This is a genomic window from Streptomyces sp. YGL11-2 (genome assembly GCF_050054615.1).
Taxonomy (GTDB): Bacteria; Actinomycetota; Actinomycetes; order Streptomycetales; family Streptomycetaceae; genus Streptomyces.
The window spans coordinates 502818-518871 of the sequence record NZ_JBNHIN010000001.1 but is presented as its reverse complement, the minus strand read 5'-3'; the positions used below and the strand labels follow the sequence as shown (position 1 = coordinate 518871).

Below are 16054 nucleotides of genomic sequence, written 5' to 3'. Positions count from 1 at the left end.
GCGCTGTCGGACCGCGGCTTGGACTTCATCGTCGCGGTGCGGGCTGATGAGTCCGCCCATCCGCACGACGCGGTGCCTACCGCACCGGTCTGGAGCGGAACCGGGCGCAAGCCCGCCACCCGCTACCGCAGCCCGGCGCTGCCCTTGAAGGCCCTGGCCACCGGATCGGGACGCAAGAGCTACCGGCAGGCGACCTGGCGAAGGGGTTCGCGCGGCCCGATGCGCTCAAGGTTCAAGGCCGACACAGTGCGACCGGCGGGCATCGCGTCCCGCAGATTCGCCCTGACCCAAGCGGGCGGTGCCGCCGCCTGGGACGGAGTGCTGCCCACCGCGACGCTGCTGAGTCAGTGGCCCACCAGACAGAAGGAGCCTACTGACTACTGGCTGACCAGCCTGCCCGCCGACACCCCGCTGCGGCACCTGGTCCGTCTGGCGAAGATGCGCTGGCGCATCGAACACGACTACCGGGAAATGAAACACGGCCTGGGTCTGGATCACTTCGAGGGCCGTACCTGGCGAGGCTGGCACCACCACGCCACCCTCGTTACCGCCGCCCACGCCTTCCTCACCCTTCGTCGCCTGCACCCAAAAGCAACGGCGCCGGCCTGACCTTCTACCAAGTCCTCCACGCCCTGCAGGACCTGTTGCTGTGCTGGACCGGCGCATGCCCCACCTGCCACCGCCAGTTACCCACCCGAACGAGAAGACATCGACCACCCCCTAACACGACCTAACGAAGTACTACTAGTAGGGCGTGGGTGAAGGCCGTGTATTTTGCGCCTGCCGGCGCGTATGAAGTTGCGTTCGCTGTCGTCGAGGTCATTGTGTAGGTGCCAGCGACGTCGATTTGCCCAGTGATCGCTCCATTGCTGTCGGCCATCGCCTCGATCGCGCGACCTGAGAAGCAGCAGTCGAGAATGAGTATGCGAATGGCTGCGGGACTGGCTGCGAGCTCCTCGCGGAGAGCGTCGAAAGGGAGCGCTGTCCACCGCAATTGATCCGGCTTCGTCGAGGACAATGACAGGTAGAGTCGACCGCGTTCATCGACCAGTCCGTGCCCGCTGTAGTACACGAACAACACGTCTGTGGCTTCCGCGCTACGCGCGAGAGCTTGGCCGACCTCTGAAGCCACTAGGGGGTCGCGAAGAAGTGTGCACTGTTTGGTAGTTAGAGATCCGGTCGATGAGCTGGTGAGTGCCGCTCGAAGGCCCTCTAGGTTGTCTGAAACGGCTGGTAGGGATGGCAAGCCATCTGTCTCGGCGAAGTTGCTGGCGCCGATCAGCACTGCTCGTGACTGGGCCGGATCGAGGTAGCGCGTCACGCTCCTTCCTCCGTGTGCGATATGCGCTCTATCTCTCTCATCAGCGCTTGGGCGTCGACCCGCTTGGCGTCGACTTCAATGCTCTGTCCATTGCGTGCAGTTACTTTGACCTTGATGTCCGAACGACGCTGCGAGATCCATGTGCTCAACGAGCGTGACAACGCTACCCCGATGCCACCGTAGCCAAGGGCTACGGTGAGCGCATCGACCAGCCCACCCATCTCGTCTGAACTAATTGGGGCGTGCTCTAGCCGGACCCGCCCGCGCAGCGCATCGTCCCCCTGCAACCAAGCAAGCAGGGACCGCAGTTCGTCGGCTCCGTTGTCTGTACGAATCCACAACAGTTGAGATTCTCGATATGCCACAGGCCCATCTTGCCGGGCGTCAACTAAGTGTGCATCAGCTTCCGCCGAGGCGGCACGAAAAACCCAAGGTAGATAACTCAAAGTGTCCAAGGAGACGCGAACGGTAATCCCATCTGAGGGGCTACGGCTGCTATTCAGCCCTGGACGCTGGCCGAGACGCTGAACTCCCTTGCGGCGTACCGGACTGACCCGCTCGCCATGGCTTTCGTGCTCGCCGCGTACTAGCGAACAATCCTGACCCTGCGGCAACTGGCGCCGCTGTGCGGGGTGTCCAAGTCGGCAGCCGACCGCATCATCGACCACCTCGAGCTCGCACTGGCCCTGCAACAACGCAAGCGATTCCGCAAGGACACCGTTCTCATCGTGGACGGCACGCTGGTCCCCACACGTGACCACACCATCGCCGAACAGTCGAAGAACTACCGGTACCTCCACCAACCGCCAGGTCGTCATCGACGCCGACCCCCGCCTCGTCGTCGCCGTCGGTCGGCCCCTGCCCGGCAACCACAACGACTGCAAGGCGTGGGAGCTGTCCGGTGTGAAGGACGCTGTCGGCACGACCACCGTCATCGCGGACGGTGGCTACCGGGGCACCGGCCTGGTCATCCCGCACCGCCGCGAGCACGGCCAGGCCGAACTCCCGGCCTGGAAAGAGGAACGCAACGCCTCACACCGCAAGGTCCGCGCCCGCGTCGAGCACACTTTCGCCCGCATGAAGACCTGGAAGAACCTCCGCGACTGCCGGGTAGATCCCGTGCACAAGCGCAGGCAGCGGATCAGTCTCCCAGTGACTGAACTTGAGTTCCCTACCGTCGACTTTCATTATCCTCCCCAGAGGGACGCCGCCCTTCGTGGCTTCCGCAACGGTGGATTGCGGACTACGCAACTGAACCTGGGTCGCCAAGTTGGCAAACAGAAGCAGGTGGCCCCACCAGCGAATCCCGGTGAGGCCACCTGCCAGATGAGGACTACCTCGTCAACGAGGCCCTCGAATCCGAGGGCAGCGCCTCATCGCTCACGTTTCCAGTCGTGCCGCGCGTTGCTTGAGGGACTCTGCTTCCGCGTCCCAGTCCGGGCCGAAACACAGGAGATCCGCTGCGGCCTCCCGGAGCAACTCGGGATCGTCGGAGCGCTGCAAACAGGCAAGGCGGTACGCCAGATTGCGCGCCCATACAGGAAGCGCCATCCAGTCTTCTGCCATGACTTCGTGCAGCATTGACAGAATCTCGTCAGGGCCTGCGAACGTGATCCGCTCGATGAAATCCCGGACGGCGTCTGGAGTCTCTACGGGAGAATCTCCGTGAACAGCCTGAATCAGCGCCTTTGCGTACATCGTCGAATCTGACACGACTATCCTTCGTCACTTGGGGTTGAGCCAGTAGGTAGCCAGGCGGTAAGTGTCGTCGAGAGTGTGCGTGACGCGGTATCCGATCTCGTGCCCATCGATCTCGACCACCCTTTCCAGAGGGCCGGAGAATCCGGGTGTTCCCGGCCGCGGCACCTTGCCGCCGCCCTCTATGTACTTATAGACGTCCGTAACAATTTTTTGTTCGATGTTGTCCGGCTGAAGCTTCGTGGTCCGCAAGTCGTTCACTCCGTTCGGCCCTTCATGGGGGCGATCGTATGCGTGGCCGGTGTTGAACTGCCACTGATCGTCGCCGACCTTCGCCGAACGTTTAAGGTCCTTACCGGTGCCCTTCGAGGTGTACGACCCGATTGCTGGGCCGCAGGCGGAGGCGCTGCTGTAGGAAGCGAACCGCACCGGACAGATGGCGCTCTTCCGCACCTTAGCCAGGACATCCTGGCCCTTGCCGATCAGCTTCTTCGCGGCACTGGACTCCTTCAGGAACGTCCCGAGTCCACCGACAATGCGGCCGACGGCTTTTGTGATCGCCGGGAGTTCCTTGATGGCCTTGAGGGCCTTGCCCCAGGGAAGCGCTCCGACCAGCGTCCAGAAGCAGCTCTCGACGTTGCCTTCGGTGAAGCACTTCTTGATGTCATCGAGACCGAGGAGCTCTTCGAGGATCTTGCCGCCGTTTTCTTTGAGGAAGTCGACGACGTCCTTGTCCGCGAGCGCTCTGGCCTTCTCGTACTCCTCGGGCGATATACCAGCGTCCTTGAGCGCCTTTTCCTCCTCCGGCGACAGCTTATTGCCACCGCTGGTGTCATCCTTGGCCGCCTCCGCCCGACGCTTGCGCTCCTGCTCCCGCTCGTACTCCTCCGCCTTGTTCGCCGCTTCGTCCGCCTCCTTGGCGTACTTGTTGGCGTTCTTGGCCGCTGCCTCCGCGGACTTGGCGTGGTTTTCGGCGGAGTCGGCGAGCTTGCCGGCGGCGTCGGCGTCCTCCTTGGCCTTGGTTGCGGCGCTCTCCGCGACGCTGGCCTCGTGTTCGGCCTGGTTGGCGGCGCTGTTGGCCGCGGCGGCGTGTTGGTCCGCCTCGGCGGCGGCCTTGCGGGCCCGTGCGGCTTCGGCTTCGGCCTCGTTGGCGGCCTTGCGCGCGGCTGCCGCGTCCGCGGCGGCCTGGTTGGCGGCTTGGCGGGCGAGGTTGGCATCGGCCTTGGCCTGGGCGTCGGCCTTGTTGGCGGATGCCGCGGCGGCCCTGGCCTTCGCCCCGTCAGCTGCTGCCTGTGCCGCGGACTTCATGGCGGCGGCCGCGGAACGGGCGGCGTTGGCCGAGGACCTGGCGGCGTTGGCGGCGGCCTTGAAGGCCGGGGCAACCTGGGCGTTGGCCCGCTTGGCGGCGGCCTCGGCGGCCTCGGCGGCCTTGACCGCTTCGGCGGCCCTGGACTCGGCGGCGGCGACCTGCTCCTCGCCGGTCTCCTGGGCGGCCTTGGCGACGTCGGCGGCGAAGTCGGCGTCGACGTCCTTGCCGGAGAAGGGGGCCGTCAGCTCGATGGCGGTGTTGGCGGGGTCGGCGATGCCGGCCGCGGTGGTGCGGGCGGCCCCGGACGCCTGGACGGCGATGGTGGACTGGAGCCTGGCCATGGCCGCTTCGCGGACCGCGCCCTCGGCTTCGTCCTTGGTGCGGTTGGCTGCCTGGAGGGCCTGGTTGGCCTCGATGGCGGCCTGTCCGGCGAGGCGGGATGCCTCGTGGGCGGCGATGCCGGCGCGGGCTTCCTGGGCGGTGGCCTCGGCTGCCTTGGTGTTGGCCTTCAGCGCCGCGGCGTGGGTGGACTGGTACTCGGCCTCGGCATTGTTGGCCGCGGCGTTGGCACGCGCGGCGGCGGCTTCCGCTTTGTTGGCGGCGGCGTTGGCGCGCGCCGCGTGGGCAGTTGCCTCGGCCGCTGCGGCCCGTGAACGCGCAGCCGCGCCCGCGGCCTCGGTGGCCGCGGAACGGGCGCGTACCGCCGCGCCGCTGGCGGTGTCGGCGGCGCTGCGGGCCTGGCCCGCCGCAGCACCGGCGGTGTTGGCGTCGGCGCGGGCTGCCTGTGCCGCGGCACTGGCCTCGCCGGCGGCGGCGGTGCCGCGGCCCGAAGCGGCCATCGCCTCGGTGGCCTTGGCTCGTGCTTCCTTGGCCTGGTGGTTCTGCTCGGCCTTGAACGCCGCGTTGCGGGCGTTGCGGGCGTTGGTCTCCTCGCCGCGGGCCTTCTCGTCCGCCCTGGCCGCGACGCCTTCCTTCTCGGCGGCACTGGCACGCGCCGAGGCCGCCGTGGCCGCGGCCGCCTGGGCCTGCGCGCGCGCCGCGGACGCCGTACGGGCCTCGGCCTCCGCACGTGCCCGCGCCGCAGCCGCGTTGTCACGTTCGCGTTCGGCGCGGGCCCGTGCCTGGGCGGCCAGGTTGCGTTCGCGTTCGGCGATCGCGCGCTGCTCGCTGGCGATCCTGGCCTGACGCTGGGCCTCGACACGGGCCTCGCGGGTCTTCTTGGCGTGTTCCCAGGCTTCCTTCTCGGCCCTCTCGGCGTCGACGCGGGCCTGCTTGGCGCGGGCGGCCGCGTCCGCAGCGACCGTTGCCTGCTTGTCGGCTGCCGCGGCCAGTTGGGCTGCGGCCTTGGCGTGCTCCTCGGCGTTGGCCCGCCACTGCCTGGCCTGCTGCTCGTGCGCTTCGGCCGCGTTCTTGCCGTGCAGCGCCGCGGCGTCGGCGGCGGTGGCGTCGACGGCGTGCTGGGCGGTCTGGGCGGCCTTGGCTGCCGCGTCCGACGCGGCCGCGATGCCCGAGGCGACCTCGGACCACTGCGTGCCATGGGTCAGCCCGGTCTCCACCAGAACGTCGGCCTGCACCTTGGCCTGGCCCGCCGCGACCTTGGCCCGCCGGGCCGCCTCGGCGGCGTACCCGACCTGGCGTTCGACCTCGGCCTTGACGTCGTCGTAGGAGGACAGGCGCTTGCCGGCCCGGTCCGCCGAGAGCATCCGGTCGGCCTCACGCGATGCCTGGGCCGCCGACGTCATCGCGTTCGACGCGTCCTTGAGCGCCTTGACGGCATCGCCGTGGAAGCCGATCAGCTTGGTACGGGCCTCCGCCGCGCGCCGTGCCTTCTCGGCCAGCTCACGCAGCTTCTCCGCGGCCTCCTGAGCCTCCTTCTGGGCCTTCTCCTGGGCCGCCCGGTCGTCGGCGTCCTTCTTCGCCGCGACCTGGTAGCCCTTCTCCAGGAACTCCTCGATCGCCTTGTCGGTGCCCGCGGCCAGCGCGGCCTGGGCGGCCTTCTTCACCTCGGGGCCGCCGGCGTTGGCCAGCAGCTCGACACGCTTGCGGAGCTCGGCCGCGCGCTCCTTGGCGTTCTTCTCGTCCTTCTGGTCCTTCTGGCGGGCGATCTCCGCACCGAAGGCCAGGAAGTCCTCCCGGTCCTTGGCGGTCGCCTTCGGCCCCAGGACGCGTTCGACCTCGGCGTTGAACGTCGGCCCGCCGGTGCCGCGCATCGCCTCGATCTTCTTGCGGTTCGCGGTGTCGGTACCGCTCTTCTTGTCCTTGGCGCGCTGGCGGGCGTCGGCCTCGCCGTGCTCCAGGAACTCCTTGATCGCGTTCGGGTCGTCGCTGTCCAGGGCCTTTTGGGCGGCCTCGCGGACTTCGTCCTCCTCGTCGAACTCCGCGAAGTCCGCGACGAGTTGGCGGTCCCGTTCCGCGCTGATCCGGTCCAGCTCGGAGCGCGGCGCGGCGGCCGGTCTGTCGGACGTCTTCGGCAGCGCGGCGGCCACCCGGTCCAGGGTCGCCATCGCCTGGGTGAAGCCGGCCCTGGCCTCGGCACGCTGAACGCGCTCTGCGGTCGCGGCCGTTGCCTGGCTCGTCATACCGCCCAGCAGCGCCACCACCACCGTCGTGGTCACCGTCTTGCGCGCTATCCCGGCGAGACCGCCGCCGCGTGGTCTTCCGGCTCTCGGCCGGAATCTCCCCATCACGGAAAGAAACCCCCAATTGGGATGAGTTGGTTGGGATGTGTTGGGTGTACAGCGAAAACCCCTGCGCTGCATGTGCGTGCAGGGCAGGGGTGTTCAGCCGACGCGCACGCCGCGCGCCGGCTGAACGACTGGGAAGATCAGCCCTTGACGCGGCTCTCGGCGGCCTGGGCGCGGTCGTACATGTCCCGCCAGAACCGGGCGGTTTCAACGGCCTGCGCCTGTTCCTCGGCCCAGGTGTCCCGGGTGGCCTCGGCCGGGTCGGCGATGCCCTTCCAGATCCCGTCCGCGGCTTCCTTGGCGAGCTCGGCGACGTGCTTCCAGTTGTCCGCCTGGGACTTGGCCGCGGCCTGCTCGGCCAGCCATGCCTGCTGTGCGGCACCCGCGTGCTCGGCAACCGCCTGCCAGGCCCGTTCGGCCTCGGCCCTGGCCTTTGCCGCGTCGACCGCACCGTTCACCGCGGCCTCGGCCGCCTCGGCCTGCTCGATCAGACGGGACAGGGTGTGGTGCCGCACCCGCTCCGCGTCCGCGGTCCGCAGCCGGTAACCCTCCAGGTCCAGCGTCGCGCCGGTCATCCAGCCGTAGCCGAAGAACTCCGCGACGTCCGCGTCGCTCGCGCCGGGCCGCAGCGCCCACTGGGCCGCCACCCGTACCTGCTCGCCCGGGTCGTTCTCGGCGACCGAACGGATGAACTCACGGTCGCTGGTGGCGACTTCGTGCGTGTGCCGGCCGTCCGCCTCGCGGGTGGCCCGGTCGCGCTGCCGCGCCTCGGCGTACCCGGTCCGCACGAACGCCGCCCGGTCCGCGTCCGTGCCCTTCAACGCGCGGGCGGCCGCGGCGCGCGTCGCGGGGGAGAACTCGGCGGTGTGGGTCTGGACGACCCGTGCGCAGAACGCCTTGTTCCGGACCCGGGTGTCCCGCAGCCGCTGCTTGGCGTAGTCGTAGCCGCCGCCGGGCGCCAGCCACTCCGCGATCGCCTCGTCTCCACGGGAGTTGCGCAGCGCGTTCCACGCCGAGGTACGGATCTCGGCAGGCAGGTGCGACATCGCCAGCCGATGGACGTAGTCGCGCGCCTCGTCGGCCGCCGCGGCCTTGGCGGTTACGCCCTGGTTCGCCGGCTGGTCGGCCGGGACGACGGCGGGCACCGGGGCGTCGGCCCAGGCGGGTGTCACCGTCGCGAAGGCAGTACCGCCGGCCAGCAGGCCCGCCGTCACCGCCTGCGCGACCCACAACTTACGGCTCACTGTTGACCTCTCAGGATCGGAAGGTTCGATTGCGCTGATCGAGAGGTCACTTGACCGGCAGGACCCGCCACAGCTGCGCGTCGGTCTGGTTGCAGTACCACTGCTGAGTCTTGATGCCGTCGTCCTTCTTGCCGTGGTCGATGTCCAGGCAGCGATCCGGGGTGTGCAGGGGGCGCAGCTGGTAGAGCTTGCTGACGGGATCGACGAGCACCATCCGCCAGCGCAGCTGGGCGCCACCGCCGCTGCAGCCCCACTGCTGGACACGGGCGCCGGCCTGGGTGCCGCTGTTCTCCACCTCAAGGCACTTGCCGCTGTTCTCGTTACGCAGCACGAACGACGAGTCGACGGTGGGTATGGCGCGCCACTGCTGTGCCTGGCCTTCGTTGCACGTCCACTGCAGTGCCGCCGCGCCGTTGTCCTTGCTCGCGGAGTCGATCCCGAGGCACTTGCCGCTCCGCGGGAGTTGGATCCGGACGGTGTCGCCCTTGTCCGAGGCGGCGTCCTTGGCGGTCTGGGCCTTCTTGGCGGCTTCGCGCGCGGCTTCGAACGCCTTCTTGGCGGCGTCGTCGGCCGCGTCCTTCTTGCTGACGGCCTTCGCGGCCGTGGCAGCCTTCGCGGCGGCTTCCCTTGCGGCGTCGTCCCCGCTCGCGTAGGCGGTGGTCGCGCCGGCGGTCAGTGCGGCAACGCTGCAGGCGATGGCCAGGGCGGCTCGGATGGTCCGAGACATCTGGAAGTCCGTTTCTTCTCGATGGGTGGGGAGCCCGACGGGGTGGGGCGCGGGCGGTTCCCGGCGGCGCCGAGCCGGTCACGGGGGCGACCGGCTCGGCGGACGCGGGCGGGGTCAGGCCGTGGCCGGCTTGAGCTGCCAGCGCTGCGCGGCGGTGCCGTTGCAGTACCAGCTCTGCGCGTTGGCGCCTTCCTTGAGGCTGGCGTCCTTGATGTCCAGGCAGCGCAGGTCCGCGTGCAGGGGCCGCAGCTCGTAGAGTTCCTTGGCGACGTCGACCATCACCAGACGCCAGCGCATCTGGTCGCCGCCGCTGCACCACCACTGCTGCACGTTGGCGCCGGCCTGGGTGCCGCTGTTCTCCACTTCGAGGCACTTGCCGCTGTGCTTGACACGCACCTCGAAGGTCGCCGAACCGGTGGGGACCAGCTCGAAGAGCTGACTGTCCGCGCCGTCGGCGCACTGCGACTGAACGGCGTTGGCGCCGTTGCGGAAGCTGCCGTTGTCGATGGTGAGGCACTGTCCGCTGTGGGCCGCCTGCAGCTGGACGACCGCCGTCCGACCGGCGGTGGGGCGGGGCTCGGACTCGTCTGCGTGTGCCGTGGTGACGCTGCCGGCCAGCGCGGCGACGCCGGCGCCGATGGCCAGCGCGACTCGGGTGATCCGAGACATGGGGGGTGTTCCGTCCTTCTTGCTTCTTGAGGAGAGGAGTGGGTTCGCCGGGCGGAGCGTCAGCGCGCGAGCGGGGCGGAGATCTTCCAGGTGGCGTCCTGCGCGAAGTCCTTCTCGGCTTCGTAGCGCTGCTTGCCGCTCCTGTCGGCCGCGTAGAGGTCACCCTGGAACTGCCGCAGCCAGCGCCCCGACCTGCCCGCCGACTCGAAGGACGTGCCGGAGCCGGCCAGGCCCTTGCGGGCACACCAGCTGGCGTCCTTGCGGAATGCCTCGCTCTTGTCGTCGGCGGCCAGTCGGACCCGGAGGTCCTTCTGCATCAGGTAGTAGCCGGGCTTGCGGGCCGACTCGAAGGAGTAGCAGCCGGTCTGGCCGCCGAGGGCGGGCACGATGACCCAGGTGGCGTCCTCGCGGTCGGCCTGCCTGCCCTTTCCGTTGACGGGGGCGAGGAATGCCTCTCCCTTGTCCGCGTCGGACTGGCGGACGTACCAGCCGGCGAGTTGGGCACCGCTGGCCTGGAAGGACTGCCGCAGCGCCCGCTGCTGGCCCTCCATGAGGAACCGCGCGACGTCCTCGTCGCTACCGGCCAGCGCCTTCTTCGCCGCGGCGACCAGACCGGGGTGGACCCCCGTCTTCTCGGCGCGGGTCTGGATCTGCAGTGCCAGCCTGCGGTCCGCGTCGGCCCGCTTCTTGCGGAGGTTCTCGTAGTCGAGATTGTTGGCCTTCGTGGCGCCGGCGTGAAGGAACTCCTTCCAGTCCGCCGGGTTGGAGCTGAGCACCGCCCGCTGGGCCGCGGCGTACAGCTCGGTGTGCTGGCCGTCGGCGGGGGTGCGGCGCAGGAGTTCGCGGATGAAGTTGTCGTCGCTGAGCTCGAAGACGGAATCGGAGAACGTGACGTCGAAGCGCGTCTCGAAGAGCGTCGCGGTGCCCTTGCGGTCCTTCAGCTCCTCGCTCCGCTTGAGTTCCTGAGCCTCCTTCTCGGCCTTCTCCTTGAGCTCGTTGGCCACGTCCCGGTCGCGGGCCTCACGCGCTCCGGTGGCGATGAATTCCTGCCAGGACGCGGCATCACCGGCCAGCGCGCGGGCAGCCGCGTCCCGGACCTCCGGCCCGGAAGCCGGGTCCTTCATCACCTTCCGGATGAAGTTGTCGTCACTGAGCCCCAGCAATTCCGGGGTGACCGATATGCCGATCTTGATCAGGACCTGCTGCTTGGCGGTCCGCGCCGCACGGTCGGCAGCGGCCCGATCCTTCTCCCGCTGCTTGTCGACCTCGTACGCCTCGTGGATGCCGGTGGTGATGAACCGGACCTGGTCCGCGGCCGAGGTGCCGACCATCATGACCTCCTCGGCGGCCGTACGCACCGCTCGCAGGGCGTCGCCGGCATCCCTGGCCTTCTGCCACAGCGCGTGGATGAAGTCGCTGTCGCTGAGGAGCATCACGTCCGGGCCCGGGTCGAGGTGAACCACGGCAGCGGCGTTCACCCGCTGCTCGTCACCGGTCCCGATGTCCGCTGCCCTGGCCACCGAGTCCGTCGGCGCGGCAAAGGAAACCGGTGCGGCCACGCCGGTGACCGCCGCGAGCGCGGTGGCGGTCACGATCCCTCGCTTGACGGCCCTCCGCATTCCCGGGTTGTTGGTGCGGCTCTTGTCCATTCTGTGTTCAGTAACCCTTCCAGCGTCCCGTGGGCGCGGCCCGGAGCGTGCGGGCGGACGGAAACGCAACTCGGAGATTTCGCTTGCCGTCGGTCGACGGCTGATTGAGGGGGCAGCAGGCTGTTCCCGCTCATCCCTCTCGGGTCTCTGGCAGACTCGCTCGCCGGCCGATCAGGTAGCCGGCAGACCCGGGTGTGAGGCGAGGCCGGGAACGCGGAAGCTCCTGACGCCTTTGCCGTGGCGCATCCGCCCGAGCCGCGTGGCTCTTGGCCGGCGCATTGCCTGACGCCTCTTCCCGTTGCTCCTCGTTCCCACGGAAGCAGGACAGGGGGCGGGACATGCCCGACCGCTCCTGAACGGTGCCCGAAGCAGGCGTACGGGCCCGGCCTCCACGGTCATGACTGGTCGAATCCCCTGCCGAGCTATGCCCGTTGATGGCGGGCAGTATCCGTAAATGTCTGATTAAGTAAGTACCAGGTCTTGGTCAAAAGATTCAACGCCCATGAGTCGGCTCGAAGGGGTCGCCCACCCCCCTGAAGATGGCCTCTTGGCCCGCAGCCGCAAGGCGCGGAGGGTGTTGACGGCCAATCACAAAAAAGTTCGGCCATTTATCGAATCTTGACCAGAATGGGGTGACATGCCGTGCGTGAACCTGCAGTAACACTCCCCATCATGGGGAGGTGTTGACCTTTCCCGGTGTGCCGGTCCGGTCACCTTGGTTCCGTATGCCTGGACCGGGTTCCGCCGTGGTGCGAGCGGCGAACGCTCCGGCACCGGGAGGGTCCAGGCTTCGCAACCAAGAGGCGACCCCAGGCATGGTGGACGCAGGGGTCGTCCTCCTCGGAGGGAGCGCGACCCCTGCGTCGGCCGGGGAAGCGGTGCGGCGTCAGAACATCAGCCGGTAGGTGTCGTAACTCCAGCCGATCTTGACCGGGTTGTCGTACGGGTCCGGGGTGTTGCCGTTGCCCTTGTAGAGCATCAGGTCGCCACTGGGGGTGCGAGCCAGCAGGTCGGCGTTGCCGTCGCCGTCCACATCACCGGTGGAGAGCAGGGAGTCGTACCTGTTCCAGCCGTCGCCGATCTTCTGGCGGGCTTCGAAAGGGGCCTTCCAGTTGCCGGTGCCCTTGTAGAGCCACAGGGCTCCCGACTTGTCGCGAGCGACGATGTCGGCCCTGCCGTCACCGGTCAGGTCGCCCTGGCCGGCGATCTGGGTGTACTGGTCCCAACCGCCACCGATCGCGGTGCGCCCGGTCAGCCGGCCGTCGGAGTGGGCGAGGTAGACATACATCACGCCCGCCTTGTCGATGGCCATGATGTCGGGCTCCGGGTTGCCACCGAGGTCACCGGGGGAGAGGACCTTGTCGTAGATGTTCCAGCCCCCACCGATCAGGGTGGTCTCGGTTTCGAACTCGTCCTTCGGGGACGTGAAGCGCAGGTTGCCGTCAGCGTCCCAGGTGTAGAGCCCGTCGGCGAAGCCGTCCTTGTCGCGGTCGACGTTCTGTGCGGCCTTGAAGATGCCCCAGCCGGGTGCCACGCGAGTGCGCGGTTCGAACCCCTTGCCGTTCGGCATCTGCTGGTAGAGGTCACCGCCGCGCGTCACGCCCGAGAAGTGGAAGGTCGGGGAGCTCACCGCGCCCGGGGCGGTGCGCGCAGGCGTCGCCATGCGGCCCTCAGGGGCGTTCGGGGCCTTGCCCTTGGCGGCCCAGGGGACGGTCAGCTTCAGCGCCTGGGGCTGGATGTTCTGCAGAGGCGCCGGAACGGGGTCGGGGCTGTCGGCGGCTGCGGTTCCCGCGGTCGCACCCAGCAGGGTCGCTGTGAGCGCCGCGGTGGCGATCTTGGTGAGTGCGCGGCCACGCTTTCGGCCAGTACGGAAACCCACGTACTTCTCCATTTAGTTGGACATTGGTTGCGTCATGCCCCATAAGGCAGGATGGCATATTATTGACTCAATCTTTACAGGACAAATCCACGTGTCAACGGAGTCGCAGGCTCGTCGGTCCGCTAAGGCCGATCTGTCGGTGTCGTGGTGAAGTGATGCCTTGGTGCCTGGTAAGGGAGGGCATGGCTGCCATCTTCTTGAGGGGATGTCAACTTGCCTGCCGGCCCTCTCCGTTGCCGTTTGGCAGGGGTTTCGGGGTCTGGACAGGGCTGTGCCCCGGCTGTCGTGTGGGGAGGGTGCAGGGCTGCGCGGCCACGGTCGGTGGTGCCGGAAATCCGCGTTGGGGAGAGCGTGGAGCCGGTCCAGGGCCTCGACGATCGCGTCGGCTCAGGGCCTGCGTCTCGCCGGATGCAAGGAGCGGTGCCTGGCGGTGATGACGAGCTGGGCGGCAGGTAGAACTGCGGGTATGACGGTCTTCTTCTGCGCCAAGTGTGCTGTGCAACTCACCGGAGAACTCCGGCGGTTGCCTGCCGTTCCGGAGGTCTCGACAGATGAGAGGGACCGTGACAAGAAGACCTTCCTGGCGCCGTCGACGGTGCCGCGGGGCCATTACGCGATCGATCCGGAGCCGTGGGGCGCCCCCTTCGAACCCGATGGGGACGAGCTCAGGCGTCCAGCGGGGGAGCGTTCTCTGATGGTGCCGGCAGCGTGGGGCAATGTGGTTTCCGCCGGCCCACGGGACTCCGTGATCGTGCATCCGGACGACGTCCCCACGCTGACCGTGGGCATCCCCACCCGGAAGTTCTGGGGCTGTTGCGGCCCCCTGGGCACCGGGGGCCGCAACATGACCTGTACCTGCGGGACCCTCGTCGCCACTCTGGTCGCGGACTGCATGGGGCCGCACGAACTGCATCTCGACCCGATACGGGTGTATGCCTGGGACGGCTGACCGGACGGCGTCGCGTCGCCAGGAAGAGCGGCTTGCCCTCGAAGGGTGTCGCCGGCACGACGGTCGCCTCGGGCTATGCCTGTTCCGGCGGGACCGCGAACAGGGTGCGGAAGTAGGAACGGTCCGCCTTCTCCTCCACCATGCGGCCCTCGGCCTCCACCCAGGCATGGGCGCCGAACGGAAGGCGGGCCCGCACTCCCACCGCCCAGGTGGGCCAGGTGCCGCGCACTCGGCACAGCAGGACGGTCGCCAGCGAGCGGGGCAGGCATCCTTCGTCTCCGGCGCAGCGCAGGCTGACGGCCACCACGGCCTCCCTGGCGGCACGGGCCTCCTCATAGGTGGCCTCGCGGGCGCCCCTGCGCAACCGCGTCAGTATGGCGCGGATCCGGGCCGGCGGTTTGGCGGCCAGGCGTCTGGCGACGGCCACGGCGAGCAGCACCAGCAGGCGGCGGCCCGGGGAGAGCCGGACCTTCGTCCGGTGGGGGACGACCGAACTCACGCCTGCTCCACCACCTTGGCCTGCTGGAGACCGGTCAGCAGCCGCTCCACGTCCGCGCGGGCGTGTGGCTCGTCGACGTCGTAGGTGGCCATCAGCTGCTCGGTGGCCTCCTGCACCGTGCTGCCGCCGACGAGCGCGTGGAAGGTGAGGGTGGCGGACGCGTTGAGCTGCCAGTAGCGGCCGTCCCTGCCGTTCAGCAGGACGGTTCCGTACTCGGTGTCCACTGTTGAGACGTCGGGGTGCAGTCTCCAGGTCATCGTTGTCTCCTGCTCGGGGCCCGGGGCGGGCTCAGGGGCGGGTGGCGGCTGCCGGTCGGGCGGCCCGGGCCCACAGTTCACAGCTGAGCGCGGTCTGCATCGCGCCTTGGTGGAGGCTGTTGGTGTAGGGCAGGTCGAACAGCTCACGCAGCGGTTTCGGGTCGATGAGGCCCAGGGCGGCCAGGTGGGAACCGTCCCACAGTTCCGCGAGCTCCCGCCGGTGCCGCTCGAAGCCTTCGGCGACGAGGGTGGTGCCGTCGCCCTTGGTCCGTCGGGTCAGCACCCCTGGCGGCATGACGTCTGCCATCGCCGCCTTGATGAGGGGTTTGAACTCCCAGGGGGTGACGCGTTGTTCGGGCCGGACGGCCAGGCACGCCTGGATGACCCGGTCGTCGAGGAAGGGGGAGGTGTGGCTGAAGTCCCGGGTTTCGGTCAGCTGGTGGCACTGGCGGATCAGCCGTCCGGCGTCCTGGATGGCCAGCAGGTCGTTGTGCCGTCCCCGGCTGGGAGCGAGCGGCCGGGCCGTCTCGGCCGTGACCTGCAGGGTCCGGGTCACCATCTCCCTGGCGTCCGGGGTGAGCCAGGCGGGCAGGTCCGGGAAGTGGCCCCAGTCGGACAGCGGGCTCGGGGCGCGGCGGACGCGGCCGTGGGCCCGGTCCGTGAACCAGCTGGGGTAGGAGTCGCGCTCCAGCAGACCACGGGCCTCAACACCCCAGCCGGTACGGCGCAGTTGGGTCATCACCCTGAGGCGCTGGACGGCCAGCAGCGGCCGGCGGCGCAGCAGGTCGTGGTGGTAGGCCGGGTGCCCGCACAGCAGTTGGTCGCCGCCCAGCCCGTCGAGGTGCAGCCGCGAGCCGTGCGCCAGGGCCCGCTGGCGCACCGCGCGCAGTCGGGGTGCGCTCAGTACGGCCGTCGAGGGCTCGTCGGGAACGTCGTCCACCTCCACCAAGTCGCCGAAGAACGACGGCAGTTCGCGGTTCGAGTAGACGACGTGGTTGAGCTCCGACAGGCCGGCCGCGGCCTGCCTGGCCCACTGGGCGTCCTCGTCGGCCTGGTCGTCGTTCTCCATGGTGAAGGCGGTGAGCGAAGCCCGGTGCCGGGTGGCCAGCAGGGCGATGCTGGTGGAATCCATGCCGCCGGAGAGGTCCGCACTGAGGGGCTGGGTGCCG

The 16054-nt window shown here is 68.9% G+C and carries 14 protein-coding genes and 1 pseudogene; 3 read left to right on the top strand and 12 right to left on the bottom strand.

Annotated features, from left to right (window positions below):
• A partial coding sequence (locus ACO1BR_RS02325) for an IS701 family transposase (RefSeq protein WP_426793312.1) occupies positions 1–609 on the top strand: 609 nt, incomplete at its 5' end.
• Positions 610–730: 121 nt separating this feature from the next.
• Here the strand turns inward: ACO1BR_RS02325 and ACO1BR_RS02320 are convergent.
• Together ACO1BR_RS02320 and ACO1BR_RS02315 are read right to left on the bottom strand one after the other, a co-directional pair.
• Complete coding sequence (locus ACO1BR_RS02320) at positions 731–1321, bottom strand: caspase family protein (RefSeq protein ID WP_426793311.1); 591 nt, start codon at positions 1319–1321, stop codon at positions 731–733.
• Entirely contained in the window at positions 1318–1686 is a 369-nt protein-coding gene (locus ACO1BR_RS02315) for an effector-associated constant component EACC1 (protein WP_426793342.1), read from the bottom strand. The genes ACO1BR_RS02320 and ACO1BR_RS02315 overlap by 4 nt, the downstream gene beginning before the upstream one ends.
• Positions 1687–1911: 225 nt before the next feature.
• Here ACO1BR_RS02315 and ACO1BR_RS02310 point away from each other — a divergent pair.
• Positions 1912–2446 (top strand): annotated as a pseudogene (locus tag ACO1BR_RS02310) (transposase); the annotation flags it as partial.
• A 255-nt stretch (positions 2447–2701) separates the two neighbouring features.
• Here the strand turns inward: ACO1BR_RS02310 and ACO1BR_RS02305 are convergent.
• The 7 genes from ACO1BR_RS02305 to ACO1BR_RS02275 form a co-directional block, all read right to left on the bottom strand.
• Entirely contained in the window at positions 2702–3034 is a 333-nt protein-coding gene (locus tag ACO1BR_RS02305) for a hypothetical protein (RefSeq protein WP_426793310.1), read from the bottom strand.
• A 12-nt stretch (positions 3035–3046) separates the two neighbouring features.
• Positions 3047–6943 carry a hypothetical protein gene (locus ACO1BR_RS02300; RefSeq protein ID WP_426793309.1) on the bottom strand — a complete coding sequence of 1299 codons (3897 nt, stop codon included), beginning with the start codon at positions 6941–6943 and terminating at the stop codon, positions 3047–3049.
• Positions 6944–7152: 209 nt separating this feature from the next.
• A complete protein-coding gene (locus ACO1BR_RS02295) occupies positions 7153–8256 on the bottom strand; it encodes a hypothetical protein (protein WP_426793308.1) in 1104 nt (367 codons plus the stop codon).
• A 46-nt stretch (positions 8257–8302) separates the two neighbouring features.
• A complete protein-coding gene (locus ACO1BR_RS02290; RefSeq protein WP_426793307.1) occupies positions 8303–8983 on the bottom strand; it encodes an RICIN domain-containing protein in 681 nt (226 codons plus the stop codon).
• A 114-nt stretch (positions 8984–9097) separates the two neighbouring features.
• Entirely contained in the window at positions 9098–9652 is a 555-nt protein-coding gene (locus tag ACO1BR_RS02285) for an RICIN domain-containing protein (RefSeq protein WP_426793306.1), read from the bottom strand.
• A gap of 59 nt (positions 9653–9711) precedes the next feature.
• Positions 9712–11301 carry an AbfB domain-containing protein gene (locus ACO1BR_RS02280; protein WP_426793305.1) on the bottom strand — a complete coding sequence of 530 codons (1590 nt, stop codon included), beginning with the start codon at positions 11299–11301 and terminating at the stop codon, positions 9712–9714.
• 886 nt (positions 11302–12187) lie between these two features.
• Entirely contained in the window at positions 12188–13180 is a 993-nt protein-coding gene (locus ACO1BR_RS02275) for an FG-GAP repeat domain-containing protein (RefSeq protein WP_426793304.1), read from the bottom strand.
• A 694-nt stretch (positions 13181–13874) separates the two neighbouring features.
• Here ACO1BR_RS02275 and ACO1BR_RS02270 point away from each other — a divergent pair.
• Positions 13875–14129, top strand: a complete 255-nt coding sequence (locus ACO1BR_RS02270) for a hypothetical protein (RefSeq protein ID WP_426793303.1) — start codon at positions 13875–13877, stop codon at positions 14127–14129.
• Between the two features lie 73 nt (positions 14130–14202).
• Here ACO1BR_RS02270 and ACO1BR_RS02265 read toward each other — a convergent pair whose 3' ends face one another.
• From ACO1BR_RS02265 to ACO1BR_RS02255, 3 genes are all read right to left on the bottom strand, one after another.
• Positions 14203–14628 (bottom strand): lasso peptide biosynthesis B2 protein, encoded by a 426-nt coding sequence (locus ACO1BR_RS02265; protein WP_426793302.1) that lies wholly within the window; start codon positions 14626–14628, stop codon positions 14203–14205.
• Entirely contained in the window at positions 14625–14885 is a 261-nt protein-coding gene (locus tag ACO1BR_RS02260) for a lasso peptide biosynthesis PqqD family chaperone (protein ID WP_426793301.1), read from the bottom strand. Before ACO1BR_RS02260 ends, ACO1BR_RS02265 begins: the two co-directional genes overlap by 4 nt.
• A 31-nt stretch (positions 14886–14916) precedes the next feature.
• A partial coding sequence (locus ACO1BR_RS02255) for an asparagine synthase-related protein (protein WP_426793300.1) occupies positions 14917–16054 on the bottom strand: 1138 nt, incomplete at its 5' end.

Excerpts from the sequence above, each read along its gene's own strand:
- ACO1BR_RS02285 (WP_426793306.1), bottom strand. The coding sequence starts at position 9,652 with ATGTCTCGGATCACCCGAGTCGCGCTGGCCATCGGCGCCGGCGTCGCC.
- ACO1BR_RS02290 (WP_426793307.1), bottom strand. The coding sequence starts at position 8,983 with ATGTCTCGGACCATCCGAGCCGCCCTGGCCATCGCCTGCAGCGTTGCC.
- ACO1BR_RS02260 (WP_426793301.1), bottom strand. The coding sequence starts at position 14,885 with ATGACCTGGAGACTGCACCCCGACGTCTCAACAGTGGACACCGAGTAC.
- ACO1BR_RS02270 (WP_426793303.1), top strand. The coding sequence starts at position 13,875 with ATGGTGCCGGCAGCGTGGGGCAATGTGGTTTCCGCCGGCCCACGGGAC.
- ACO1BR_RS02280 (WP_426793305.1), bottom strand. The coding sequence starts at position 11,301 with ATGGACAAGAGCCGCACCAACAACCCGGGAATGCGGAGGGCCGTCAAG.